Raw genomic sequence first — 25922 nt, 5'->3', positions numbered from 1 at the left:
AATGGGTCAGACAACAGAGATGCACGGGAAACCACTCGGCCTCACAGGGAGTTCGCCCATGAGCGGATCACGCAGCACTGCAAAGTCTGAAGTCGTTCTGCTGGCCACCCACAAGCGGCTGGCGACTCACGAAACGGTGGTGCAGCAGGCACTGGCCGAGAAGATTGCGAGGGTACTGGGCGCGACGTTCGTCGGGGCATATGACCCCGCCCTGCACCAAGGTCATGCGCTGTATTACATCCCGTCTGACACGCTCATCGGAAAACAGGATGGCAACGCGCTGAATATTCGCGGCGTCGATGACTTCTTTGGTGGGCTCATCGACTATCCCTTCATGGCCACCAAAGCCATTTCCCATCCTCTCCTCAAAGACGCAACCGCGAAACCGGCAGGCTGGTCTGATCGCTTTTTCGAAGATGCAGCCGATGCGGTGCTCGCAGGTTTCAGCGTGTTCAACGAGAAGGACGCGAGGCGCGCTGGATCGCTGCTGCTCAAAGACGGACCGGTGCGGGTGAAACCCGTTTTGGCCACAGCAGGTCGCGGCCAGTTGGTGGTGACGACCGAAGCTGAGCTCGACAGCGCCCTCGCTCAGCAAGACATGGCCGAGGTTGAAGAATGGGGGCTGGTGCTGGAGGAGGATTTGCACGACGTCATCACCTACAGCGTGGGCCAGATTCAGGTGGCGGGCATCACGATCAGCTACCACGGCACGCAAAGCCTCACCGAGGACAACAACGGCGAAACCGTCTACGGCGGCTCGCAATTATGGCTGGTGCGCGGCGATTACAACGCGTTGCTTAAGCTCGATCTTGACGACGATGTGCGGCGTTCGGTCACTCAAGCCATGAGTTACGAAAACGCCGCACTGGATTGCTTCCCGGATTTCCTCGCCTCGCGGCGCAATTACGACATTGCCCACGGCACCAATTCGCGAGGGGAAATCTGCTCTGGCGTTTTGGAGCAATCCTGGCGCATCGGTGGCGCCAGCCCTGCCGAGATCGAAGCGCTGGTAGCGTTTGCCGCCGACCCGACCTTGCAGCGAATTCGCGCGTCCAGCCACGAAATCTATGGGCCGACCACCTTGCCGGCCGATGCCCACCTTCTCTACGAGGGCGACGACCCTGACGTCGGCCTTATCAGCAAATTCACACAGGTCCAGCCTTATGACCGTACGCAGTGAAACCATCGACATCAACGTCAGCGACGACACCATCTCAGGCACCATCCTGGCGCCCGGCGCGAAGATGCCCGGCATTCTGTTCGTGCACGGGTGGGGGGGCAGTCAGCAGCGCGACCTCGCTCGGGCCAAAAACATCACCGGCCTGGGTTGCGTGTGTCTGACCTTCGACTTGCGCGGCCATGAACGCACCCATGAAATGCGCGCCTCGGTGTCCCGCGAACACAGCATGGAAGACCTGCTTGCCGCGTACGACCGACTGGCGAGCCACCCTGCTGTGGATAACAATGCGATTGCTGTGATCGGCAGCAGTTACGGTGGCTATCTGGCGACGATTCTCAGCGGGATGCGCCCGGTCAAATGGCTGGCCTTGCGCGTTCCGGCACTGTATTGGGATGCCGACTGGGACATGCCGAAACAGGCGCTGGACCGGGACAAGCTTGCGCATTACCGCCGCTCGGCCGTAACCGCCGCTGATAATCGCGCGTTGGCGGCGTGCAAGGACTTCAAGGGAGATGTGTTGCTGGTTGAATCGGAGCAGGACGATTACGTGCCCCATGCGACGTTGATGAGTTATCGCACAGCGTTCGATCTGGCGCATTCGTTGACCTATCGCCTGCTGGACGGCGCGGACCATGGGTTGAGCAGCGACACCAGCCAGCATGCGTACACGACGCTGTTGACCGACTGGATCAGCGAAATGGTCATCGGCTCGCGACTGGTCGATTACCCGCATCATTCGGCGGCTTACTCGTGATCCTGGAGGCGCCGCTCGCCCAGTGGGCGTCGGCTCCCACCCTGTAAATGGCGCCTAAGCGTCAGGTACCCGACAAATCCACATCGTTGGCCGATACATCCACCCGGCTGTCGAACCCCGGCGTGAGGATGATCTTGCGGCAGTCTTCTTCGCGTTTATCGAAGATTCTGTAGCCGTCCGCCGCCTCTTCCAGCGACAACCGGGGGGTGATGATTGCTTCCGGCGTCAGAGCGCCTTCTTCGATCAGTTTCAACAGCTCTGGCAGGTAGCGATGCACATGGGTCTGGCCCATCTTGAACGTCAGCCCCTTGTCGAACGCATCGCCGAACATGAAGCCGTGAATGAAGCCCGCGTAAACCCCCGGCACGCTGACAGTCCCCCCTCTGCGCACGGCCGCGATGCATTGGCGCAACGCCTTGCCGCTGCTGCCTTCGAGTTTGAGGGTCGCGAGGATGGTTTCGGTGGTGCTGCCTTTGGCCTCGAACCCTACCGCGTCGATGACCGCATCGACGCCGCGCATGCCCGAGGTCTGACGGACGATGGTGTCCGCCGGGTCGTCGTCCTCATCGAAGTTGATCGGAATCACGCCGTAGGTGAACTGCGCGTAGGCAAGACGGTAGGCGTGATGATCGACCATGAAAATCTTCTCGGCCCCGAGCATTTTCGCGCACGCCGCGCTCAGCAGTCCGACAGGGCCGGCGCCGTAAATCGCCACGCTTGAGCCCTGTTTCACACCCGCGTTGAGTACGGCCTGCCACGCCGTGGGCAGGATGTCCGAGAGGAACAAGACCTTTTCATCCGCTAACGTTCCCGGCACTTTGAACGGCCCGACATTACCCTTGGGCACACGCACGTATTCGGCCTGCCCACCGGGCACCCCGCCGTACAAATGGCTGTAGCCGAACAACGCCGCACCGGGCGCAATCGACTTTTTATTAAGAATCGCCCCACGCCCCGTGTTAGTGGTTTCGCACGCAGCAAAGGCCTCCATCTGACAGAAAAAACAGCTGCCACACGCGATGACGAAAGGGATGACCACACGGTCGCCGGGCTTGACGGCGGTGACTTGCGGCCCGACTTCTTCGACGATACCCATGAATTCGTGACCAAAAATATCGCCTTGTTCGGTGGCGGGAATCTTGCCGCGATACAGGTGCAGGTCCGAGCCGCAAATGGCCGTGGCGGTGACCTTCAAGATCACATCATCGGCTTCCTGGATGACGGGGTCGGCGACGGTTTCCACGCGTACGTCGTGGGCGCCGTGATACGTCAGTGCACGCATGAACTTCTCCTTGTCTAGCTGGCAAACCGCTGATGTAGACGGCTTCTGAGTCGGGCATTCAATAAGGATAGGCAGCTATGGGATGAAGTTCAGGAACCGGGTGGGCAAGTGACCAGCGGGTATCTCGAATCAGTGGCCGATGCCGGACCTGTGGGGGCATCTGTGTTTGCGCAAGCTCACATTCAGGCAATATGGTGCAACGACTTGAAACATTTTCCGCCTGCCTGGAGCCACCATGAGTTCTTCCCCCTTGCGCATTTGCATTGCTGGCGCTGGCGCCATTGGTTGTACGCTGGCGGCGCGCATCGCGTTGGCGGGGCACCCGGTGAGCGTCTTCGCTCGTGGCCGCACCCTGGCCGCGCTGCAACGCAACGGCATTCACCTGCAGGACTTGCAAGGCCGTCATCACGTAAAGGTCAACGCCAGCGACAGCGCCGAAACCCTCGGCGAGCAGGACATCGTTTTCCTGTGCACCAAAGCCCCTTCACTGAGCGGTCTCTTGCCGAACATCAGCCCTTTGATCGGTCCGAACACGGTTGTAGTGCCAGTGATCAACGGCGTGCCGTGGTGGTACTTCCATGGCGAAGGGGGTCAGTTCGAAGGCGAGCGCATCAACACCGTCGATCCCGACGGGCGCATCACTGACACGCTGGATCTGCACAAGGTCATCGGCTGCGTCGTCTTCATCACGGCGCAAAGTTCTGCCCCTGCTGTCGTCAAAACCCACAACCCGTATCGCATTATCTTCGGCGAATTGAACAATGAGCTGACACCGCGCTTGGAACAACTGGTGTCGCTGATTCAAAGCGCGGGCATCGAAGCCCAAGGCACTGACCGGATTCGCGATCAGCTGTGGACCAAGATCATCGCCAATCTCACGTCCAACCCGGTTTCAGTGGTGACCGGCGCAACGCTGGAGCAAATCTATGGCCTGCCGGACATGCGCGAGCTGGCGCTGGCGACCTTCAACGAGGCGGTGCAAGTGGCGGCGGCTTATGACGCGAAGCTGAGCATGGAGCCGACGACGTTCATGCAGTTCGGCGCCAGCATGGGGCCGGTGCGCACGTCGATGCTGCAGGATTTCGACAAGGGCTTGCCGCTGGAGCTGGCGGCGATTGGCGATGCGGTGGTGGAATTGGCGGCGAAAGTGAACATCCTGATGCCGATCACTAAAAGCGTGCTGACGTTGGCGCGGTTTTGCGGGGAGCATGCGCACCATAAGGAGCATGGGCGGCATTGAGAGGCGGGATTGGTTGCCGGATTTCCCTTGTGGGAGCGAATTCATTCGCGAGTGGCCGGTACATCCCACACATGTTTGCCGGATGTACCACCGTATCGCGAATGAATTCGCTCCCACAGGTTGAGACCCATGCCGATCTCGCGGGGCTTGTGATCAGGTAATCGGCGCCGGGTTGAACAGGGTGATGTCGTTGTGCAAGCGGTAGTACTCGGTCCAGGTCTTCTTCTTGCCGCTGGCGACATCGAGATAGAAATGGAACAGCTCCCAGCCCAAGTCCTCGATGCTGGCACGACCGGTGGCGATACGCCCCGCATCAATGTCGATCAAGTCCGGCCAGCGTTGGGCCAGCTCGGTCCGGGTCGACACCTTCACCACAGGTGACATCGCCAAGCCATACGGCGTGCCGCGCCCAGTGGTGAACACGTGCAGGTTCATCCCGGCTGCCAACTGAAGCGTGCCGCAGACGAAATCGCTGGCAGGCGTCGCGCAAAAAATCAGCCCTTTGCGATTGACCCGCTCGCCAGGGCCCAGCACCCCATTGATCGCGCTGTTGCCGGATTTGACGATCGATCCCAAGGACTTTTCGACAATGTTCGACAACCCGCCCTTCTTGTTGCCCGGCGTGGTGTTGGCGCTGCGGTCGGCCTCGCCCTTGGCCAGGTAACGGTCGTACCAGTCCATCTCCCGCACCAGTTCCTCGGCCACTTCCGTGGTTTCAGCGCGGGAGGTCAGCAGGTAGATGGCGTCACGCACTTCGGTCACTTCCGAGAACATCACGGTCGCGCCTGCGCGCAGCAACAGGTCGGAAGCGTAGCCCAGCGCCGGGTTGGCGGTGATGCCGGAAAACGCATCGCTACCGCCGCACTGCATGCCCAGAATCAGCTCGGAGGCCGGCACGGTTTCGCGACGACGCTGATCGAGCTTCTTCAGACGCACTTCGGCCAGCGCCATGATCTGCTCGATCATTTCGTTGAAGCCGTGTTTGGAATCCTGCAAGCGATACATCCACTCATCACTCAGGTCAACCGACGGGTCGTTCTGATGCATGACCTGCTCGGCCTGCAATTTCTCGCAGCCCAGACCGATCACCAGCGCTTCGCCACCCAGGTTTGGGTTGCGCGCCAGGTTGCGCACGGTGCGAATCGGGATGTACGCATCCTTGGCCGTGATCGCCACGCCGCAGCCGTAGGTGTGGGTAATGGCCACCACGTCATCAACGTTCGGGTACTTGGGCAGCAGCTCCTCGCGGATGCGCTTGACCGCAAAGTCCAGCACGCCGGTCACGCACTGCACGGTGGTGGTAATCCCGAGAATGTTGCGTGTGCCGACGGTGCCGTCAGCGTTGCGATAGCCCTCGAAAGTGAAGCCTTCCAGCGGCTCGCCCCGGCCCGGCACATCGGTGGACAGCGGCAGGCTGTCCAGCGGTGGCGCGCTCGGCATGCGCAGTTGATCTTCCTTGACCCAACTGCCGCGCGGAATCGGTTGCAGGGCATACCCGATGGTCTGCCCGTAACGGATCACCGCCCCGCCTTCGGGGATGTCCACGGTGTTGACCTTGTGGCTTTGCGGCACGTTGTCGAGGGTCACCAGACCATTGTCGAATTCAGTCCCCGCCGGTACGCCCTGGTCATTGACCACGACGACGACGTTATCGCGCTCGTGCAAACGGATGTAACGCGGCGAGTCGGCATGTTGAATCAAGTTCATCACGGTATTCCTCAGTTTTTTGCTTGCGGTCAGCTTTTCGCTTGGGACACTTCGCCAAGCTCGCTGGCCCGCACATCACCCTGCGTTGGGGTGTCTTTCAATTCCACGCGTTTGATTTCGCCCACGATGAACACATAGCTGATCACCGCCACCAGCGCGTTGGCGCCGACGAACACCAGGGCCCATTTGAACGAGCCGGTGGAGCTGATGATGTAGCCGATGACGATCGGGGTGGTGATCGACGCGATGTTACCGAACATGTTGAACAGACCGCCGCTCAGACCGGCGATTTGTTTCGGCGAGGCGTCCGACATCACCGCCCAACCCAGTGCGCCAACGCCCTTGCCGAAGAACGCCAGCGCCATGAAGCCCACGACGACCCATTCGATGTCCACGTAGTTGCAGGTCACGATGGAGGTCGAAAGCAACAGACCGCCAATGATCGGCGCCTTGCGAGCGAAGGTCAGGGACTTGCCGCGACGCAGCAGCCAGTCGGAAATGATCCCGCCGAGCACGCCACCGATGAAGCCGCAGACCGCAGGCAAGGAGGCGATGAAACCGGCTTTGAGGATGGTCATGCCGCGTTCCTGCACCAGGTACACCGGGAACCAGGTCAGGAAGAAATAGGTGATGCCGTTGATGCAGTATTGGGCCAGGTAAATGCCCAGCATCATGCGGTTGGTCAGCAGCTGCTTCACGTAGTCCCATTTCGGGCCGCCGCTTTTACCTTTGCCCTGCTCTTGGTCCATGTCGATCATGCCGCCGTTATTGGCGATGTGGTCGAGTTCGGCCTTGTTGATCATCGGGTGGTTGCGGGGGCTGTGGATGATTTTCAGCCAGATCAGCGAGAACACGATCCCGACGCCGCCCATGACCACGAACACATGCTGCCAGCCGAAGGTGAAGACGATCCAGCCCATGATCGGTGCGAACAACACAGTGGCGAAGTATTGCGCCGAGTTGAAAATCGCCGAGGCGGTGCCACGCTCGGACGTCGGGAACCAGGCCGCGACGATGCGTGCGTTGCCCGGGAAGGATGGCGCTTCGGCCAGGCCCACCAGGAAGCGCAGCATGAACAGCGCGACGATGGCGGTGGAGAGACCGAACTCACCGACATAGCCTTGCAGCACGGTGAAAAGCGACCAGGTGAAGATGCTCAGGGCGTAAATCTTTTTCGAGCCGAAACGGTCGAGCAGCCAGCCGCCCGGAATCTGTCCGGCCACATAGGCCCAACCGAAAGCGGAGAAGATATAACCGAGGGTAACGGCGTCGATGCCGAGGCTTTTTTGCAGACTGGAGCCAGCGATGGCGATGGTGGCACGGTCGGCGTAGTTGATCGTGGTCACCAGAAACAGCATGAGCAAGATCAAATAGCGGACGTGCGTCGGCTTGGTTTTTTGCATGTTCGAAAACTCCCACTCATTATTTTTTTACGCGGGTTAAACGATTTTTTATGTGTGTGTGTGTGCTGCTCGCCTCTGCCCCTAAAATCCAGATGCGATTGAAGCCTTTCAATGCGTAGCCACGGTACTGCCTGGGGTTGAACTCACGCGCAGGCGACCTTGCCTACGCGAATGGCATGAAGCGGAAAATGGGAAAACGTCTGCCCTTATTCCAGAACCTCGACGGCAAAAAACCGCTGATCGCTCAGCGGTTTTGCGGCAGGTCGAGTGTTACTGCTGACCTTGCTTGTCCATCAGTGCAGCGAGCATTTCGAACTCTTCTGGCGTCAGGTCGGTCAGTGGCGCACGCACCGGACCTGCGTCGTAGCCAGCGATTTTCGCGCCTGCTTTGACGATGCTGACCGCGTAGCCGGCTTTGCGGTTACGGATGTCCAGGTACGGCAGGAAGAAGTCGTCGATCAGCTTGCCAACGGTGACGTGATCGTCCTTGGCGATAGCGTGGTAGAAGTCCATCGCCAGCTTCGGTACGAAGTTGAACACCGCCGAGGAGTAGACCGGCACGCCCAGCGCCTTGTAAGCGGCGGCGTAGACTTCGGCAGTCGGCAGACCGCCCAGGTAAGAGAAACGGTCGCCCATGCGGCGGCGGATCGAAACCATCAGCTCAATATCACCCAGACCGTCTTTGTAGCCGATCAGGTTCGGGCAGCGCTCAGCCAGTTGCTCCAGCAGCGCAGGGGTCAGGCGACAAACATTACGGTTGTAGACGACCACGCCGATCTTCACCGATTTGCAGACCGCCTCAACGTGAGCGGCAACGCCATCCTGGCTGGCTTCAGTCAGGTAGTGAGGCAACAGCAGCAGGCCTTTGGCGCCCAGACGTTCAGCTTCCTGAGCCTGTTGAATCGCTTGACGGGTCGGACCACCGACGCCCGCCAGGATCGGCACGGTTTTCTCGCAGGTATCAACGGCGGTTTTGATGACGTCGGAGTATTCGCTGCCGGTCAGGGAGAAAAACTCACCTGTGCCGCCTGCTGCGAACAGTGCGGAAGCGCCATACGGAGCCAGCCATTCGAGGCGTTTGATGTAACCAGCGCGGTGGAAATCGCCCTGGGCATTGAAGTCGGTAACCGGGAAGGACAGCAGACCGTGGGAAAGGATGGACTTCAGTTCTTGTGGATTCATTATTCGAACACCCTGGGAAGCTAATTGTATGAATGGATCACCAGACCTGCGCTGATGTCGTAAGTCATCGTACAACTAGGAATGACATCTCTCAATAGGGGGGATGAATTATTTATGTCCGGACAGGATGAGTGGTGGTTGGGGGTGTTGCGGGGATGGGGGCAAACCTGTAGGAGCGAATTCATTCGCGAGAGGCCTGTACACCCGACGCAAGTCCGTCGGATGTGCCTTAGCATCGCGAATGAATTCGCTCCTACAGGTTTCGCTGCAGCATGGGACAGTGGGCGAACGATGCCTGAGTCCGATCACAGAATCTCGGGAAGCCGTCGCAGGTCATACGACCTCAAGCCCGCTGCGACTCTGCCTCTTCATGAGCATGACGCAGGCGTTCGCGGCTGTTGGTGAGGTGCAGGCGCATCGCGGCGCGAGCGGCGTCGGAGTCCTGGCGGGCGATGGCGTCGTAGATTTCTTCGTGTTCGCGGCTCAGACGGTTCATGTAGTGCTGATGATCGTCATGGGCCAGACGCGCCGAATTCAACCGGGTGCGGGGAATGATGCTGGTGCCCAGGTGCGTCATGATGTCGGTGAAATAACGGTTGCCGGTGGACAGCGCAATCGCCATGTGGAACTGGAAATCCGCCCCGACAGCATCGCTGGCGTGTGAAGCCCCTTCATTGAGGGCATCCAGCGCGGCACGCATGTCGGCCAGCTGTTCTGCGGAGCGACGTTGTGCCGCCAAGCCCGCCGACTCAACCTCAAGGCTGATGCGCAACTCCAGAATCGCCAATACATCGCGCAGCGTGACGATGGTGGCCGGATCGATGCGAAAGCCGCTTGGGCTTGGGGTGTCGAGTACGAAGGTTCCGATGCCATGACGGGTCTCGACCAGCCCCGACGCCTGCAACCGGGAGATGGCTTCACGGACGACCGTACGGCTGACGCCCTGCTCTTCCATGATCGCGGATTCGGTAGGCAGTTTGTCGCCGCGCTTCAATTCGCCGTTGCGGATGCGCTCGGAGAGTTCGGTGACCAATTCTTGAGCCAGGCTGCGGTGCTTTCGACGTGCGCGAGGCGGAGCACTCTGATTTTCCATATCCAACAGGCATCTCTAAATACGGTGAAAGCCTAATGATAGCTCAACCGGGTTGTACGATCACATAACAAACCCGGCGTGTTCGTAGGTTTTTGCGGCAGATGGGCCTTTCGATGCCGTATCAGATCGCCGTTTCGGTAAGGGATTGCTCCTTCAACTGGCCCTCGTCGATGCGCACATGGCGGCGATGGAAACGCTTTAGGCTGCTGCGGTGGCCGATGCTCAGCAATGTCACCCCTGGCAACTCGTCGATCAACGCCTGATACAGCGCCGCTTCGTCTTCCTCGTCCATCGCCGAGGTCGCCTCGTCGAGGTACAGCCAGTCTGGCGCGAACAGCAGCACACGGGCAAACGCCACACGCTGTTGCTCGCCCGGCGACAGCATGCGCTGCCAGTGATTGCTCTCGTCCAGGCGCGGCACCAGATGGCTCAAACGGCACGTTTCCAAAACCTGCGCGAAACGCTCGGCGGGATAGACCTCCGGCGCTTGTGGATAACTCAGGGCTTCGCGCAGGGTGCCAATCGGCAGATACGGTTTTTGCGGCAAGAAGAACGCACGCTTGGCCGACAGTTTCACCGCGCCATGGCCTTCGTTCCACAGCCCGCCCATCGCCCGCAGCAGCGTACTCTTGCCGCTGCCGGAGCGACCGCTGAGCATGACTTTCTCGCCAGCGGCGATGTCGATGTTGGCGTTGTTCAGCAACTGGCGACCGCCGATCAATGACAGGTCCAATCCCTGAACGTGCAGGGCGTTGCTCTGGTGCGTCACTTCAATTGACGGCACACGGGCTTCGTTTTCGTCCATGGCCTGACGGAAGCTGAGCAGACGGTCACAGGTGGCGCGCCACGACGCCAATTGGGTGTAGGCGTCGATGAACCAGCTGAAGTTCTCTTGTACGTTGCCGAACGCCGAGTTGATTTGCATCAGCTCGCCCAGTTCGATCTTGCCGGCAAAATAGCGCGGCGCAGCGACGACAAACGCAAACACGATAGCGATCTGTGAGTAACCGGCGGTGAAGAACGTCAGGCGTTTCTGCACTTTCATGATGGTCCAGAAGTTACTCCAGACCATGCCAAATCGTGCGCTGAGACGCTGGTTTTCGTTGGCTTCACCTTCGGACAAGGCGATGCTTTCAGCGTTTTCGCGAACCCGGACCAGCGAGAAACGCATGTCGGCTTCGTAACGCTGTTGTTGGTTGCTCAGCACGATCAACTTTTTGCCGATCAGGTGAGTCAGCCAACTGCCGACAGCGGCGTAGAGCAGCGCGGCCCAGAACATGTAACCGGGGATGGTGATGCCGAACAGCTCGATGCTGCCGGACACGCCCCACAGGATCACCGAGAACGACACCAGACTCACGACAGTGCGCAGCAAGCCGAGGCTCAGACTCAGGGTGTCGGAAGTGAAATTGTTGAGGTCTTCCGACAGACGTTGGTCAGGGTTATCTGTGTACCCGCCCTGCTCCAGCCGGTAATAATTCTTGTGGGCGAGCCACTTGGTGAAATGCTTTTCGGTGAGCCAGCGACGCCAGCGGATCGTCAGCATTTGCGTGAGGTAGAGGCGATACACCGCGCCGAGAATGGCGATGGCGGCGATGCCGCAGAAGTACAGAATCAGGTGGGTAAATGCCCCCAGATCCTTGTTTTGCAGCGCGTTGTAGAAATCCCGGTACCAGCTGTTGACCAGCACGGAGATAAAGACGCTGAACAGCGAAAGCACGATCACTGCAATCAGCAGCACCCAGGCCATGCCCTTTTCTTCGCTGCGCCAGTACGGCGTGACCAGTTTCCAGACTCGGGAAAAAAAGCTCCCGTTCACAGCGTCATTGACCCTGGATTCATCGATATCAACATTCATGGCAACGGCTCGGCGGCAGGCATTTAGTAGCGTTGACACCAATGTGCCAGACGCTACACGCGGTCTTCCATGAAAAAAACTTTAACTGGCAATCCTCGCTCAGCGGCGGACCGGTCGCTTCTGCAACTTCCGCTGCAACGTACGTCGATGCATCCCCAAGGCCCGCGCCGTGGCCGAAATATTGCCCTCATGTTCAGTCAGCACCCGCTGGATGTGTTCCCACTGCAGGCGGTCCACGGACATCGGGTTTTCCGGCACCAGCGTGTCCAGATCGGCGTGCTCGGACAGCAGCGCAGCCAACACGTCATCTGCGTCCGCCGGTTTGCACAGGTAGTTGCAGGCGCCGCGCTTGATGGCCTCGACAGCGGTGGCGATGCTCGAATAACCGGTCAGTATCAGGACACGCATTTCCGGGTCCAGTTCCAACAGTTTGGGCAGCAGCACCAGACCCGAGTCACCTTCCATTTTCAGGTCGACCGTGGCGTAGTCGGGGATGTCCTGCTGCGCAAGCACCAAGCCTTCCTCGGCGGAACCGGCGGTGCTGACACGAAAACCACGGCGGGCCATCGCACGGGCCATCACGCGAGTGAAGGTGGCGTCATCGTCCACCAGCAACAGGTGCGGCAGTTCTTCGCCCTCGACCTGGATGTCATCAGTCATGCTTCATCTCCTGTTGCGTTCCGGGGCAGGCGCAGCTCGGTGAGCGTGCCGCCTTCCTCGTGAGGATAGAGTTTCACCGAGCCACCGGCGCGGGTCACGCTGGCCTTGCTCAAGAACAGGCCCAAGCCGAAGCCTTTGCCCTTGGTGGTAAAAAACGGTTTGCCGATCTGCTCGGCGACCGCCAGCGGCACCCCGGCCCCGTGGTCGCGAATGGTGATGCTGATTTCCACGGCGCTCCAGTCCAGGCTCACTTCCAGCCCTTCCGGACAGGCATCGGCGGCATTGTTCAGCAAGTTCAGCAGGGCTTGGGTCAGATCGGGAGGCGGCGCGACCATCGGTACGTCGCCTTGCCCCAGACGTTGAAAACGATAGCTGGCTTCGGGCCGCATCAGGTGCCAGCGATTGAGTGCCTGATCGAGCCAGTGGGTGACGGTCTGTTCCTGCACCGCGAGACGGCGGTTGGCTTCGGCGGCACGAACCAGCTGTTGAAGGGTTTCCTTGCACAGCTTGACCTGGTCTTGAAGCACCGACAGGTCTTCTTGCAGCGCCGGGTCTTTGTGGTCCTGCTGCATCTCTTTGAGCAGCACGCTCATGGTCGCCAGTGGCGTGCCCAGTTCGTGGGCAGCGCCAGCAGCTTCAGTCGCGACAGCCAGCAGTTGCTGATCGCGGGCACCCTCTTCACGCCGCAGGGCGCGCATCTGTTCCTGACGGCGCAGTTCTTCGGCCATCCGCGCCGCGAAGAAGGTGATCACCCCCGCTGCCAGCGCGAAACTCAGCCACATGCCGTAGATCTGCATCTTCTCCCGCGCGATGGCGAAGGCCTCGACAGGATAGAAATTCGCCAGCATCAAGGTGTACAAGGCCAAGGCGATGCCCGAGAGAATGAGCGAATAGCGCCACGGCAGGGTCACGGCGGCAATCGTCAGCGGCACAAGATAATAAGAGACGAACGGGTTGGTCGACCCGCCGGAGAAAAACAGCAGCGCGCTGTGAATGAACAAGTCGAACGCCAGTTGCACGGCGTATTCCAGTTCGGTCACGGGCCAGGACGTGCGAAGTCTGATCGCCGTCAGCAGACAAACGATGGCGGAAAAGCCCAAGGTGATGTCCAACTGGAGCCAAGGCAAAGGCAGCAGATTGAACAGGTAGGCGAACCCCACCGAACCGGCTTGAGCACCGAGCACCAGAATGCGGATGAACGTCAGTCGCCAGAGATTCTGGCGCGTGGCAGACAGCAATTGAACGGGGGCGAGCATGAGCTCTCCTGATGAGCGCTCCAGGGAATCTGAGCGAGTATAACCAATGCGACAGCGGTTTCCGTCAATGTGCGTCAAAGCGCCACAGTGATGAGGGATCTTCAGGCTGCAAACACTTTCTGTGGGAGCGAATTTATTCGCGAATGGACAGTTAACCCGACGTATCCCTGTCACCTGAGCCATTTTTTCGCGAATGAATTCGCTCCCACAGTGAGGTTCTGCGTTTGTGCTTCGCTGGAACAAGATTCCGGAATGGCAGTCTGATGGGCATCCGTCCAGCAACGCTCCCAACCTGCGCTCAGGACGGTTCGCCCAACAAGGAGTTTCACATGTTCAGCCTTCGCCCCACTGCCACTGCCCTTACCTTTGGCGCCGCCGCTCTGGCCAGCGCCTGCGTCATGGCCGAAGACGTTCATTACAATCAGGTGTCCGTGCGCGCCGAGGTCAATCAGGAGGTCCAGCGCGACCTGATGACCGTCACCGTGTACACCGAATCGCAAAATACCGATCCGGCCAAGCTCGCTGCCGGGATCACCGAATCCCTCAACAAAGCCCTCGGCGAGGCCCGTCAGGTCAAGGAAGTGACCATTCGCCAGGGCAGCCGCAACAGCTACCCCATCTATGATGACAAAGGTCAGAAAATCACCGGCTGGCGTGAGCGCGCTGAACTGCGACTGGAGAGCCCCGACTTCGCTGCTCTCTCCACACTCACCGGAGAACTGCTCGGCAGCGATATGAAAATGGGTGGCATGGACTTCTCCATCTCCGACCCGGCGCGCAAAGCCAGCGAAGACACCTTGCTGAAAAACGCCGTCACCGCATTCAAAGCCCGCGCGCAACTGGTCACTGATGCTCTGGGTGGCAGCGGCTATAAACTGGTGAACCTGAACCTCAACACCTCGGGCTACCCACAGCCTTATATGCGTGCACCGATTATGATGATGAAAGCGGCCCGCGCCGATGCCGCGCCAACGCCGGATGTCGAGGCCGGGACCAGCCAAGTCAGCGTCACCGCCGATGGTGTGATCGAAGTCGCGATCCCTTGACGCATGAAGCGGCGGCAGCCCCGAGCTGCCGCTGTCTGTCTTTTATCTCCCCTCCTCGCGAACACCTTCCTCGCCTCTTTGACGTCCCCTCCTACGCGAAGCGATAACCCGTCCGATTTATAAAAAACTCGCCTGCTCTAAAATCGGACCTGCGACACCAATGACTGTTTGCGCATTGAAAGGCTCGTTCTCGCCAACGAGGCGATGCCAGGCGCAACGAACTTTTCAAGGAAGAACCCCTCATGGATTTCAAGCCTACACTCCGCTTCGAAGCCGGCAGCGAAGACGCCCACGGCCACACTCATCAGAGCATCGAAGCGGTCCTGGAAGAACTCGGCTTTCACAGTGGAGAAAGACAAGCGACCTACTTCGGTAACTGGCTGCGCGACTACTCCCAGGTCATCGACCCCAAACTCGTCCGCGCTCCCGACATGCCCAAAGAGTTTCCAACCGTCCTGTCGCGTCAGGCGTGGACCGATCTGGTGGACGTCCTCGCCGTGAAGAAATTTCAGGAGCTGCGGGAAGGCAACCCTAATCACATGAAGGTCACCACTGCCAAACTCGGTGTCTACGTACCCGCCGAACACATCGACAATCCACTCGCGATCGACCCTCCGTTCCCTGATCCAACGGTGCGCGACCCCGACTTCCAGCCATGGGTGCTGCCGGGCGATCCGGTTCTGGACGTCAACCCTGACACCTCGATGAAACGCTACATCTCCAGTGCCATCGATTACATGAATCAACAGCTGGAAGTGGCGAAGTTTGGCAAGCGCTCGCTCAAAGGCCTGCGTTCATTCGGCGCCGCCCTGCATGTGGTCGAAGACTTGTTCGCCCACTCGAACTTCGCTGAGCTTGCGCTGATCAAGGCCGGTCACAAGGATGTGCTGCCGTGGACCACTCCGGTGGAAGCCACCCACGCGCTGGCGCTGGTGACCGGCACCTTCGGCGGCAGTGACATCATCGCGAGTCTGGCTTCCCCATTGGGGCGCATCCTCTACTCGACCAAAGAGCTGGAGTTCGAACTGACCCAGGTGGAATACCGGTCGGACCGCGACAAAGTCATGCTCATCATGCTGAGCGAACACCCCGATCAGGATTACTACCGCGCATTCAACGCTCTGCTTTCCGCCAGGGATCAAATGGTGGTGCTGGCTCAGAAAGCAGGCATCGACACGGTTCGCTTCTATCGCTGGTTGCTCGCAACCCCGGCGGGCATTGTGCTCAATGCGTACAACACCGCCGCGCAGAGCGTGCTGACCTGGATCGGCAACAGCGTCGACGATGCGCAGTTGGCGCTGGGCAGCGACCCCAACACCGACCCTGGCGTTGAGCCCTCGCATTCGCAGTTGTCGAAAGACCACGCCGAACATCCCCTTCACGACCTTACGGCGCGCCTCGCGACCGAGGCCGTCCGCCAAGTGGCTCAGGCGATCATCGATCACTGGGAAGGCAATCCTGACGCAGACCCTGTCGCCGTCGCATCGTCTTTCTTTTGCCATCCGGAAGACTCTGAATGGCAAGACGCAATCGTCGAAGCCTGGGCAGCCGAGCACCCTGAGCAAATCAAGCGCGCCGAATCCAAGTCCGATCTGGATCAGGTTCATCAACAGGCCGTCGCTGAACTGACGAGCATCCATGACCAAATGATCCACGACAGCGAGCAGTTCCTCGATTACCTGTTCAACAGTCAGGACGAACTCCCCACCGGCTTTCAAGGATATGCCGAACAGGCCTTCATGACGCTCCTGTCCAATACGCAATGGGGCCAGGCGCTTCTGAGCCTCGTCAAGGAATAACCGTCCCGCGCTGAGCGTCATGGCAGGCATTGGTTCGTCATATTGCTTCGTCATGACGCTCAGGGCATCACCTCTTTATCTCAAGGATCAAGGATGAACCTCCCTATCGACACTGCGCCGACCGATGACGGCGATTACGATGCCTGGCTTGCCATGAACGAAGACAGGATACCCACGGCATTTCGCAGCAGCTTTGCCTACCAGCAGATTTCGCAGGCCGCGCGCCGAGGAGATCTCGCTGGGTTTACGCTCGCGCTGGTTCCGGTTTTCGGCTACGACCTCCCGCCCACGATCTACAACGCCTTGCGCGAGGAAGTGCTGGCCGGCAACGTCCAGCCTCCTCCTATCGAGCTGGTCACGGACGGCCCGCAAGCCGCTGTATACGATCACTCGGATCGCATCATTCGTCTGCACGTCGGCCCGCTAATCCGCGCTATTGACGACCCTGCTCAGGCCTGGGAACTGGCTGCGACGTTACTCGAGGCGTTCGAGCACCATCTGCATAACATCGTGCGCAACGATTTGGTCCCGGCTTTATCCGGCACCACCGATAACCCGATGCCCGATCTGACGGATGAAAACAGGCCCTCTTACACCCTCTCGATGGCCGAGATATCGCCGCCGCGTCGAGACGATGTCCGGATCGGCAACTACTCCACCGCCGACCAGGAAGATGCGCACATCCGGACGTCGTTCCGGAACATCATCGCGAAGATCACTGGCACCCATGCCGGGCACACGGATATCTCCGACGGTGACGCGCCGCCAGCACCCCACGCACCCAGCGCACGCTTTGGAGCCGGGGCCGGCAGCGCGCATCACCATACCCATGAGTCGATTGAAAAGATCCTGGAGGAACTGGGCTTTACGCCTGAGGAGATGCAATCAGTCACGTTTGGCAATTGGCTGCGGGACTACTCGCAGGTCGTGGACCCAAAGCTGGTGCGTGCCGCCGATTCGCCCCCCGATTTCCCATCCGTAGCGGGTCGAGAGGCGCTGACGCAAATGGTCGACGTGCTGGCAGCGCGCAAATTCAACGCTGCCCGTGTCCGAAACCCGGAAGCCTTTACCGTCACCCCGGAGATATTGGGTGTCTATCGACCCAGCGAGCACATCGACAATCCGAAAGTCGACACCACGCCACCCGAAGACTCGCCCTACGATCCCGACTTCGAGCCGTGGGTGTTCCCTGAAGACGAACTGCTGGAAGTCGATTACGACGAGTCGATGAAGCGCTATATCCAGCGCTCCATGGACACCATGCGTGAAGACCTCGAAGCCGCCATGGCGCTGGGACGAACCGAGGAAGGTCTTCGTCGATTCGGTTCGGCGTTGCACATCCTCGAAGATTTTTTTGCCCACACCAACTACGTGGAGCTGGGTCTGATCAAACAGGGCCATGACGTATTGCCATGGACCGCACCCGGCCAGTGCCGGAACGGATACCCGATCGTGACGGGCACCTTTGGCTCTATCGACGCGTTTGCCAGTCTCGTGACCGCGTTTGCGAAATTGCTGAAGCCAACGATCGACTGGCGCTTTACGCCCAGCGAGCCCGGCTATCGCTCGGACAACGAAAAACTGGTCCTCATTCTGCTGAAGGAAAGCGAGCGGCATCAGGAGCTTGCGGCGTTCGATACCTATCTCACGTTGCGTGACGAACTGGCCGCTACGCCTGGGGGCGAGTGGGTCGAACTGCTCGTTTGGGTGACGAGCATTCCGGCACGCCTGATAGGCAGCGCGTTTCTCTCAATGTTCGCGTCAGTGATCACGCTGATCGCCAACCGGCTCGACGACATCCAGACAATCTCGGGTTCAGACCCGAACATGGATGCCTCTGTCGACCCGACCCACACCCAGCTGTCCAAGGATCATTCCGAACATCCTCTTCATGAACTGGCCGCCATGCTGGCCTCAATCGCGATTCGAGACGTCGCCAAAGCGATGATCCAGCGCTGGAAAGAGGGGCCGGACGGGCCCAACCCCGTCATCGTGGCCTCCTCTTACTTCATTCACCCCAATGACACGTACTCCGTGTTCGACGGGTCCATACGCAACTGGGCGGCGCGTAACGAACACCGAATTCGTCGGGCGGCCTCGAAGACTGAAATGGAGACCGTGCAGGAGAGCCTTGAGCAGGCGACGCAACGTGCGTTTGGGCAGCTGACGCACCAAGGAAAGTCGACCCTTGAATACTTGGCTGAACACTTCATCGCGTTTTTCAAACGGCTCTGAAATCCTCCTTCTTATACCCAAATGACTGATCAAAACGGTCTAACGGTTTTCTTGTAGGAGCGCTCAACGCTGCGGCATTCTGCGCGGTCTATCATCCGTCGATGATTCCGGCATGAATGCCGCACTTGCATGAGGTTCACATGGAGAAAACCTTCAAACCGCTGTTTCTGGCTGCCGCCGTGGCGTTGTGCGTGCCGTCTGTGCACGCCGCCAGCACTTTGGTCTATTGCTCCGAAGCCAGCCCCGCCGGCTTCGATCCCAGCCAGTACACCAGCGGTACGGAGTTCGATGCATCGGCTGAAACCGTGTTCAACCGCCTGACCCAGTTCAAGCGCGGCGGTACGGAAGTCGAGCCAGGCCTGGCAACAAAATGGGACGTTTCCGAGGATGGCCGCACCTACACGTTTCATCTGCGCGCAGGGGTGAAATTCCACACCACGGACTACTTCAAGCCGACGCGGGACTTCAACGTCGACGACGTGCTGTTCACCTTCAATCGGTTGCTCAATGCCGACGACCCGTTTCGCAAGGCTTACCCGTCCGAGTCGCCGTACTTCACCGACATGGACATGAACAAGACTATCAAGCAGGTGGAGAAGGTTGACGACTACACCGTCAAATTTCACCTGAACAACATCGACGCCGCGTTCATCCAGAACCTGGCCATGAGCTTCGCCTCGATTCAGTCCGCTGAATACGCCGCGCAGTTGCTCAAGGAAGGCAAGGCCGAAGAGATCAACCAGAAGCCTATCGGCACCGGTCCTTTCGTGTTCAAGCGTTACCAGAAAGACGCGCAAATCCGCTTTACCGGCAACAAGGATTACTGGAAGCCGGAGGACGTGAAGCTCGACAACCTGATCTTCTCGATCAACACCGACGCGGCCACTCGCTTGCAGAAGCTCAAGACCGGCGAATGCCAGATCAGCGGCTATCCGCGGCCACAGGACATCGAGGAAGCGCAGAAGGACCCGAACCTGAAAGTGCTGAGCCAACCCGGCTTCAACCTCGGGTTTCTCGCGTACAACGTGACCCATCCGCCGTTGGATCAACTCAAGGTGCGTCAGGCGCTGGACATGGCCATCGACAAGCCGGCGATCATCAAGGCGGTGTACCAAGGGGCCGGTCAACTGGCGCAAAATGCGCTGCCGCCTGCGCAATGGGGTTATGACCCGAACATCAAGGACGCGCCTTACAACCCGGACAAGGCAAAACAACTGCTCAAGGAAGCAGGCGTCGCGCCGGGCACGCAGGTCAATCTGTGGGCCATGACCGTGCAACGCGCGTCCAACCCGAACGCACGGATGTCAGCGCAGATGATTCAGTCCGACTGGGCGAAGATCGGCATCAAGGCCAACATTGTCAGTTACGAATGGGGCGAGTACATCAAGCGCGCCAAGGCTGGCGAACACGACGTGATGATCTATGGTTGGACAGGTGACAACGGTGACCCGGACAACTGGCTCGGCGTGCTCTATAGCTGTGCGGCGGTGAAAGGCAGCAACTACGCCAAATGGTGCAACCCGAGTTACGACAAACTGGTGACCCAGGCCAAGCTGACCAGCAACCGCGACGAGCGAATCAAGCTGTATCTACAGGCGCAGAACATCCTGAAAAACGACGTGCCGATTACGCCAATCGCCAATTCCAAAGTGTTTCAGCCCATGCGCAAGGAGGTGCAGGACTTCAAACTCAGCCCGTTTGGCCTGACGCCCTTTTATGGGGTGAGCGTGGCCAAATAGCACCATCGCATATCAACAGCGAAGTAACACTTGCGGGACATTCGGGTGCATTTGCCACGGCACGATGCACCAGAATCGCGCAACAAAGATGCCGATATGCGACACGCAAACGTTCAACCGCGTCAAAAATTATACTTTTGCGACATTCGTGTACGTTCGTGCCACTCTTTGACACTTGTTTGGCGCCAGCATCTTGCTTTGGGTATGGCGCCTGCATAAGTATCCGCGGGACCGACCCATAAGGTCGTACCCTCAACTAAAAAATGACAACAACTGAGGCCACCATGCTCAAAAAAGCGGTCATTCCGTTTCTCCTCGGCGCAGGTTTGATCGCCAGCGCTCCCTTCGCTCAAGCAGCATCGAACCTGGTGTTCTGCTCCGAAGGCAGCCCCGCTGGTTTCGACCCAGGTCAGTACACCACCGGCACCGACTTCGACGCTTCGGCCGAGACCGTTTTCAACCGTCTGAGCCAGTTCGAACGCGGCGGCACCGCCGTCATTCCAGGCCTGGCCACTAGCTGGGACGTGTCCCCGGACGGCCTGACTTACACCTTCCACCTGCGTGAAGGTGTCAAGTTCCACACCACGCCATACTTCAAACCGACCCGTACCTTCAATGCCGATGACGTGCTGTTCACGTTCAACCGCATGATCAACAAGGACGATCCGTTCCGTAAGGCGTACCCGACTGAATTCCCGTACTTCACCGACATGGCGATGGACACCAACATCACCAAGATCGAGAAAGTCGACGATCACACCGTCAAGATGACCCTGGGCGTGGTCGACGCCGCGTTCATCCAGAACCTGGCCATGAGCTTCGCGTCCATTCAGTCCGCTGAATACGCCGCTCAACTGCTCAAGGAAGGCAAGCCGGAAGACATCAACCAGAAGCCGATCGGCACTGGCCCGTTCGTGTTCAAGAGCTACCAGAAAGACTCCAACATCCGTTTCACCGGAAACAAGGACTACTGGAAGCCTGAAGACGTCAAAGTCGACAACCTGATTTTCGCCATCACCACCGACGCCTCGGTTCGCGCTCAGAAGCTGAAGAAAGGCGAATGCCAGATCACCGCTTATCCGCGGCCAGCCGACCTGAAGCCGTTGAAAGACGATCCTGCGCTGAAGATGCCTGATCAGGCGGGCTTCAACCTGGGCTACATTGCCTACAACGTGATGCCGGAAATCAAAGGCGAGTCCAAACCTAACCCACTGGCCAAACTGGAAGTGCGTCAGGCGCTGGACATGGCGGTCGACAAGAAAGCCATCATCGACGCCGTGTACCAGGGTGCAGGCCAACTGGCGGTGAACGCCATGCCGCCGACCCAGTGGTCTTACGACACCACTATCAAAGACGCGCCGTACGACGTCGCCAAGGCCAAGGAACTGCTGAAAAAGGCAGGCGTGGCCGACGGCACCGAAATCACCCTGTGGGCGATGCCGGTTCAGCGTCCGTACAACCCGAACGCCAAGCTGATGGCTGAAATGCTCCAGAACGACTGGAAGAAGATCGGCATCAACGCCAAGATCGTTTCCTACGAGTGGGGCGAGTACATCAAGCGCGCTAAAAACGGCGAAAACGGCGCGATGCTGATTGGCTGGAGCGGCGACAACGGTGACCCGGATAACTGGCTGGGCACCCTGTTCGGTTGCGACGCGGTCAACGGTAACAACTTTGCCAAATGGTGCGACAAGGACGGCTTCGACAAGCTGATCCACCAGGCCAAGGAAACCACCGACCAGTCCAAGCGCACCGAGCTTTACAAACAGGCTCAGCACTTGCTCAAGGCCGCAGTCCCTATGACCCCTATTGCGCACTCGACTGTTTACCAGCCGATGCGTAAAGAAGTTCAGGACTTCAAGATCAGCCCATTCGGTCTGAACTCGTTCTACGGCGTGAGCGTCAGCGGTAAGTAATACCTCTCAATGACTCCACGGTCGCGTTGCCTTCGGGTAACGCGACCGTGTCGTTATGTGCGAGATTCAGAAACGAAAATGAATATCGTTAGACGAGTAAGTTGAAGCTGAAAGAAATTACCTACTAACGATATGCACTTTTCCTACAAACATTGAAGAAGTCTGAAGTATTTACTGTGCGGCCGGACGGACATACCGTTCTGAGTTCCCGTACCTGATAGTTATCGTTTTCCCGTCGGTCGGTTTATCTGATCGGACAATTCCATTTGCGCGAACGATTGCCCCGGAATTTTCCGCATCATCAAAAGTGATACACGCCCCAGACGATAAGGATTGTCATGCGTAAAAACATTGTTGTGTCCTCGTTAATCACTGCTGGGCTATTAGCCACTATTCCAACCGTTCAAGCGGCTACCAAGAGTCTGGTGTTTTGTTCGGAAGGCAGCCCCGCCGGTTTCGACATCGCCCAATACACGTCGGGCACTGACAACGACGCCGCCGAGCCGATCTACAACCGCCTCGCCGAGTTCGAACGCGGCGAGACCAGCGTGGTGCCTGCGCTTGCGGCGAGCTGGGATATATCGCCCGATGGCCTGACTTACACGTTCCATCTGCGTCCGGGCGTGAAATTCCACAGCAACAAGCTGTTCACGCCGACCCGCGACTTCAATGCCGACGACGTGCTGTTCACGTTCAATCGAATGTTGCAGAAGGACCATCCCTTCCGCGTCGCCTACCCGACGGAGTTCCCGTACTTCACCAGCATGGGCCTGGACAAGAACATCAAGTCAGTGGAAAAGACTGACACCATGACGGTCGTATTCACACTGAACAAAGTGGACGCGGCTTTCATTCAAAACATTGCAATGAACTTCGCCTCCATTCTGTCGGCTGAATATGCTGACAAACTGATGGCATCGGGTAATGCTCGCGAGATCAATAATTCGCCCATTGGTACAGGCCCGTTTGCATTCCAGCGCTATCAGAAAGATTCGCAAATTCGCTACGTCGCCAATAAACACTTCTGGGACCCGAGCCGCGTGAAGATCGATCAATTGATCTTCGCCATCAATACCGATGCCTCGGTGCGTGTGCAGAAGCTCAAGAAAAACGAGTGTCAGGTGACACTCAATCCGCGCCCCGCCGACGTCGAGTCGATCAAGGCAGACAAAAATCTTCAGGTGATCGAGAAACCCGGCTTCAACCTCGGTTACATCGCCTATAACGTGCGTCATGCGCCGCTGGACAACCTGCAGGTTCGTCAGGCGCTGGACATGGCGGTGGACAAGAAGGCGATCATCGACGCGGTGTACCAGGGTGCCGGCCAACTGGCGCAGAACGCCATGCCGCCGACCCAGTGGTCCTACGATGAAACCGTCAAGGACGCGCCCTACAACCCGGAAAAAGCCCGCGAGCTGTTACGCGCTGCCGGTGTCAAGGAAGGCACTGAACTCACCCTCTGGGCCATGCCCGTGCAGCGGCCCTATAACCCGAACGCCAAGCTGATGGCGCAAATGCTTCAGGCTGACTGGGCCAAAGTGGGCATCAAGGCCACCATCGTCAGCTACGAGTGGGGCGAGTACCTCAAGCGCAGCAAGAACGGCGAGCACGACATCTCGCTGATCGGCTGGACCGGCGACAACGGTGACCCAGACAACTGGATGGGCACGCTGTACAGCTGCGCCTCCATTGGCGGTAACAACTACTCGATGTGGTGCGATGAGAAGTACGACGCATTGATCAAGTCGGCCGTGTCCACGGCGGACAAAAACCAGCGCATCGACCTCTACAAGCAAGCCCAGCACTACCTCAAGAGCCAGGTGCCGATCACGCCGATCGCTCACTCCACGGTCATTCAGCCGTTGCGTAAAAACGTTCAGGGGTTTCAGGTCAGTCCGTTCAATCGCAACAACTTCTCCGGCGTCAGCATCGCCGACTAACCCGAGCAACTGTGCCAGAGGTGAATGTTCGCCTTTGGCACTGCTTTATCCGCAATCCGCGGAACGAGCGAAAAAAGGCCCACAAGGCCGCTTCATCAAAGCCGGTCCTCCATAAAAACCGGCCTCTATAAAAGATGTAAAAGGGAGCTTCAACACGTGAAAAAAGCCAGCACCGCTGTATTCGCCCTCTCCGCCCTCGCCTTGAGCGTCGCGGCCCAGGCAGAGCCAACCAGTCAGGAATTCGTCCCGACGACACTGGCCACCACCAACGCCCAGAGCGAAGCCAAAGGCTTTCTGGAAGACTCGAAAATCACCGGTTCGACCAAGAACTGGTACGCCAATGAACTGCTGCGTCGCGGCGGCAATTTCAGCCGCAGCGAGAACGGCGTCGTGGTCGATCGCGACCCACGTCGTATCAACTGGGTGCAAGGCACCATCGTTGACTACAGCTCGGGCTTCACTCAGGGCACCGTCGGGTTCGCCACGCAGATGGCGGTCTACAACGCCGTTGCGTTGGACCGTGACAAGGATGACCTGATGGGCGGCGCCAACCGCACGTTGACCAAGAACAACGGCGACCCCGTTGGCCAGTGGAGCAAGCTGGGCCTGGGCAACATCAAGGCACGCGTCTCCAACACCACGCTGACCGCCGGCCGCCAGTCGTTGAACACGCCGGTACTGGCCTACATCGGTAACCGTGCGCTGCCGTCGAGCTTCGAAGGTGTGAGCATCCTCAGCGAAGAATTCAACAACCTGTCGTTCACCGCTGGCAGCTTCGACCGCGTCTCACCGCGTTCCGAGCAGAGCCTGACCAAGTTCCGCTCCGAGTACACCGCCAACGCGAACATCGAAGCCGACCGCGTGGACATGGCCGGTGTCGACTACAAGCCGTTCAAAAGCCTGACGACCAGCTTCTACGCTTCGAACGTCCAGGATTTCTGGCACCAGTACTATTTCTCGTTCCTGCACGAGCTGGGCGACACCGACGTCCTGGGCCTGAGCACCAACCTGAACTACTACAAAACCAAAGATTCCGGCTCGAAGAAAATGGGCCCGATCGACAACGACACCTACTCCCTGTCGTTGACCGCGACCCACAAGGCGCACAGCTTCAGCATCGCCTATCAGGAAGTCGAGGGTGACACCTACTTCGACTACGTGCATGACAGCAACGCCATCTTCCTCGCCAACTCCCTGCTCTCGGACTTCAACGGACCGAACGAGAAGTCGGTGCAACTGAGCTACCTGCTGAACATGGCCGACTACGGCGTGCCAGGCCTGAAGTTCAACGTCTATCAAGCCCGCGGTTTCGACATCGACGGTACGCACTACAAGGGCACCGCGTATGACGTTCGCAGCATGGACGGCGAAACTCACTACGAATACGGCGTCGGCGCGTCGTACACCCTGCAGTCCGGTCCGCTGAAGGCCTCGACCATGCGCGGCACGTACACCACCCACCGCGCGAGTGCGAACCAGGCTGACGGCAACATCAACGAGTTCCGTCTGGTGACCACCATCCCGTTCAACATCCTTTAATCAACCGCTGGGCAGTTTCGGGGCAAGGTTCATACAGAACTTAATGCCCCGAAACACCCACTGAGTAATGGCTTCATCACTTGCGGAGGGCGT

Annotated in this window: 18 protein-coding genes; 10 read left to right on the top strand and 8 right to left on the bottom strand. The window is 58.8% G+C overall.

Annotated elements, in window-relative coordinates; genetic code table 11:
- Positions 1–58: 58 nt before the first annotated feature.
- Both ACIQAL_RS00315 and ACIQAL_RS00310 read left to right on the top strand, forming a co-directional pair.
- Positions 59–1180: a DUF3182 family protein gene (locus tag ACIQAL_RS00315; protein ID WP_401141254.1), complete on the top strand. Its 1122-nt coding sequence runs from the start codon at positions 59–61 to the stop codon at positions 1178–1180.
- Entirely contained in the window at positions 1164–1934 is a 771-nt protein-coding gene (locus ACIQAL_RS00310; RefSeq protein WP_166593732.1) for a S9 family peptidase, read from the top strand. The genes ACIQAL_RS00315 and ACIQAL_RS00310 overlap by 17 nt, the downstream gene beginning before the upstream one ends.
- Before the next feature lie 61 nt (positions 1935–1995).
- Here ACIQAL_RS00310 and ACIQAL_RS00305 read toward each other — a convergent pair whose 3' ends face one another.
- A complete protein-coding gene (locus ACIQAL_RS00305; protein WP_401141251.1) occupies positions 1996–3216 on the bottom strand; it encodes a zinc-dependent alcohol dehydrogenase in 1221 nt (406 codons plus the stop codon).
- Between the two features lie 235 nt (positions 3217–3451).
- Here ACIQAL_RS00305 and ACIQAL_RS00300 point away from each other — a divergent pair, with 235 nt between their 5' ends.
- Positions 3452–4456: a ketopantoate reductase family protein gene (locus ACIQAL_RS00300; protein ID WP_401141245.1), complete on the top strand. Its 1005-nt coding sequence runs from the start codon at positions 3452–3454 to the stop codon at positions 4454–4456.
- 153 nt (positions 4457–4609) lie between these two features.
- On the opposite strand, the gene garD is transcribed toward ACIQAL_RS00300, so the two are convergent.
- From garD to ACIQAL_RS00265, 7 genes are all read right to left on the bottom strand, one after another.
- A complete protein-coding gene (gene garD / locus ACIQAL_RS00295) occupies positions 4610–6163 on the bottom strand; it encodes a galactarate dehydratase (RefSeq protein ID WP_401141243.1) in 1554 nt (517 codons plus the stop codon).
- Between the two features lie 29 nt (positions 6164–6192).
- The gene (locus ACIQAL_RS00290; RefSeq protein WP_401141241.1) at positions 6193–7566 is read right to left on the bottom strand and encodes an MFS transporter; all 1374 of its coding nucleotides are present in this window, start codon (positions 7564–7566) and stop codon (positions 6193–6195) included.
- 270 nt (positions 7567–7836) lie between these two features.
- On the bottom strand, positions 7837–8748 hold the full coding sequence (gene kdgD / locus ACIQAL_RS00285; protein WP_401141238.1) for a 5-dehydro-4-deoxyglucarate dehydratase: 912 nt from the start codon (positions 8746–8748) through the stop codon (positions 7837–7839).
- A 343-nt stretch (positions 8749–9091) separates the two neighbouring features.
- A complete protein-coding gene (locus tag ACIQAL_RS00280) occupies positions 9092–9841 on the bottom strand; it encodes a FadR/GntR family transcriptional regulator (RefSeq protein ID WP_166593738.1) in 750 nt (249 codons plus the stop codon).
- A gap of 121 nt (positions 9842–9962) precedes the next feature.
- On the bottom strand, positions 9963–11699 hold the full coding sequence (locus ACIQAL_RS00275) for an ABC transporter ATP-binding protein/permease (protein WP_401141235.1): 1737 nt from the start codon (positions 11697–11699) through the stop codon (positions 9963–9965).
- A 99-nt stretch (positions 11700–11798) separates the two neighbouring features.
- Positions 11799–12359 (bottom strand): response regulator transcription factor, encoded by a 561-nt coding sequence (locus tag ACIQAL_RS00270; RefSeq protein ID WP_401141233.1) that lies wholly within the window; start codon positions 12357–12359, stop codon positions 11799–11801.
- Positions 12356–13615 carry an ATP-binding protein gene (locus tag ACIQAL_RS00265; protein WP_341959818.1) on the bottom strand — a complete coding sequence of 420 codons (1260 nt, stop codon included), beginning with the start codon at positions 13613–13615 and terminating at the stop codon, positions 12356–12358. Before ACIQAL_RS00265 ends, ACIQAL_RS00270 begins: the two co-directional genes overlap by 4 nt.
- Before the next feature lie 329 nt (positions 13616–13944).
- Here ACIQAL_RS00265 and ACIQAL_RS00260 point away from each other — a divergent pair, with 329 nt between their 5' ends.
- From ACIQAL_RS00260 to ACIQAL_RS00230, 7 genes are all read left to right on the top strand, one after another.
- On the top strand, positions 13945–14661 hold the full coding sequence (locus ACIQAL_RS00260; RefSeq protein WP_401141230.1) for an SIMPL domain-containing protein: 717 nt from the start codon (positions 13945–13947) through the stop codon (positions 14659–14661).
- Between the two features lie 242 nt (positions 14662–14903).
- On the top strand, positions 14904–16460 hold the full coding sequence (locus ACIQAL_RS00255; RefSeq protein WP_401141229.1) for an HET-C-related protein: 1557 nt from the start codon (positions 14904–14906) through the stop codon (positions 16458–16460).
- Positions 16461–16553: 93 nt separating this feature from the next.
- A complete protein-coding gene (locus tag ACIQAL_RS00250; protein WP_401141228.1) occupies positions 16554–18695 on the top strand; it encodes an HET-C-related protein in 2142 nt (713 codons plus the stop codon).
- A 140-nt stretch (positions 18696–18835) separates the two neighbouring features.
- Positions 18836–20434 carry an ABC transporter substrate-binding protein gene (locus tag ACIQAL_RS00245; protein ID WP_401141226.1) on the top strand — a complete coding sequence of 533 codons (1599 nt, stop codon included), beginning with the start codon at positions 18836–18838 and terminating at the stop codon, positions 20432–20434.
- Positions 20435–20718: 284 nt separating this feature from the next.
- Entirely contained in the window at positions 20719–22350 is a 1632-nt protein-coding gene (locus ACIQAL_RS00240) for an ABC transporter substrate-binding protein (RefSeq protein WP_401141224.1), read from the top strand.
- Between the two features lie 338 nt (positions 22351–22688).
- On the top strand, positions 22689–24290 hold the full coding sequence (locus tag ACIQAL_RS00235) for an ABC transporter substrate-binding protein (RefSeq protein ID WP_401141222.1): 1602 nt from the start codon (positions 22689–22691) through the stop codon (positions 24288–24290).
- Positions 24291–24446: 156 nt separating this feature from the next.
- Positions 24447–25829, top strand: coding sequence for an OprD family porin (locus ACIQAL_RS00230; protein WP_401141219.1), 1383 nt, complete (start codon positions 24447–24449; stop codon positions 25827–25829).
- Positions 25830–25922 lie beyond the last annotated feature (93 nt).

The organism is Pseudomonas sp. NPDC088368, from assembly GCF_044753445.1.
GTDB lineage: Bacteria > Pseudomonadota > Gammaproteobacteria > Pseudomonadales > Pseudomonadaceae > Aquipseudomonas > Aquipseudomonas bambusae.
The sequence above is the reverse complement of the archived record's forward strand: the minus strand, read 5'-3'. Positions and strand labels throughout refer to the sequence as shown.

What these genes read in the sequence shown, in the direction of transcription:
- ACIQAL_RS00265 (WP_341959818.1), bottom strand. Translation starts at nt 13,615, where the DNA reads ATGCTCGCCCCCGTTCAATTGCTGTCTGCCACGCGCCAGAATCTCTGG.
- ACIQAL_RS00290 (WP_401141241.1), bottom strand. Translation starts at nt 7,566, where the DNA reads ATGCAAAAAACCAAGCCGACGCACGTCCGCTATTTGATCTTGCTCATG.
- ACIQAL_RS00275 (WP_401141235.1), bottom strand. Translation starts at nt 11,699, where the DNA reads ATGAATGTTGATATCGATGAATCCAGGGTCAATGACGCTGTGAACGGG.
- kdgD (WP_401141238.1), bottom strand. Translation starts at nt 8,748, where the DNA reads ATGAATCCACAAGAACTGAAGTCCATCCTTTCCCACGGTCTGCTGTCC.
- ACIQAL_RS00280 (WP_166593738.1), bottom strand. Translation starts at nt 9,841, where the DNA reads ATGGAAAATCAGAGTGCTCCGCCTCGCGCACGTCGAAAGCACCGCAGC.
- ACIQAL_RS00305 (WP_401141251.1), bottom strand. Translation starts at nt 3,216, where the DNA reads ATGCGTGCACTGACGTATCACGGCGCCCACGACGTACGCGTGGAAACC.
- ACIQAL_RS00235 (WP_401141222.1), top strand. Translation starts at nt 22,689, where the DNA reads ATGCGTAAAAACATTGTTGTGTCCTCGTTAATCACTGCTGGGCTATTA.
- ACIQAL_RS00270 (WP_401141233.1), bottom strand. Translation starts at nt 12,359, where the DNA reads ATGACTGATGACATCCAGGTCGAGGGCGAAGAACTGCCGCACCTGTTG.
- ACIQAL_RS00315 (WP_401141254.1), top strand. Translation starts at nt 59, where the DNA reads ATGAGCGGATCACGCAGCACTGCAAAGTCTGAAGTCGTTCTGCTGGCC.
- ACIQAL_RS00255 (WP_401141229.1), top strand. Translation starts at nt 14,904, where the DNA reads ATGGATTTCAAGCCTACACTCCGCTTCGAAGCCGGCAGCGAAGACGCC.
- ACIQAL_RS00240 (WP_401141224.1), top strand. Translation starts at nt 20,719, where the DNA reads ATGCTCAAAAAAGCGGTCATTCCGTTTCTCCTCGGCGCAGGTTTGATC.
- ACIQAL_RS00310 (WP_166593732.1), top strand. Translation starts at nt 1,164, where the DNA reads ATGACCGTACGCAGTGAAACCATCGACATCAACGTCAGCGACGACACC.
- ACIQAL_RS00250 (WP_401141228.1), top strand. Translation starts at nt 16,554, where the DNA reads ATGAACCTCCCTATCGACACTGCGCCGACCGATGACGGCGATTACGAT.
- ACIQAL_RS00245 (WP_401141226.1), top strand. Translation starts at nt 18,836, where the DNA reads ATGGAGAAAACCTTCAAACCGCTGTTTCTGGCTGCCGCCGTGGCGTTG.
- garD (WP_401141243.1), bottom strand. Translation starts at nt 6,163, where the DNA reads ATGAACTTGATTCAACATGCCGACTCGCCGCGTTACATCCGTTTGCAC.
- ACIQAL_RS00260 (WP_401141230.1), top strand. Translation starts at nt 13,945, where the DNA reads ATGTTCAGCCTTCGCCCCACTGCCACTGCCCTTACCTTTGGCGCCGCC.
- ACIQAL_RS00300 (WP_401141245.1), top strand. Translation starts at nt 3,452, where the DNA reads ATGAGTTCTTCCCCCTTGCGCATTTGCATTGCTGGCGCTGGCGCCATT.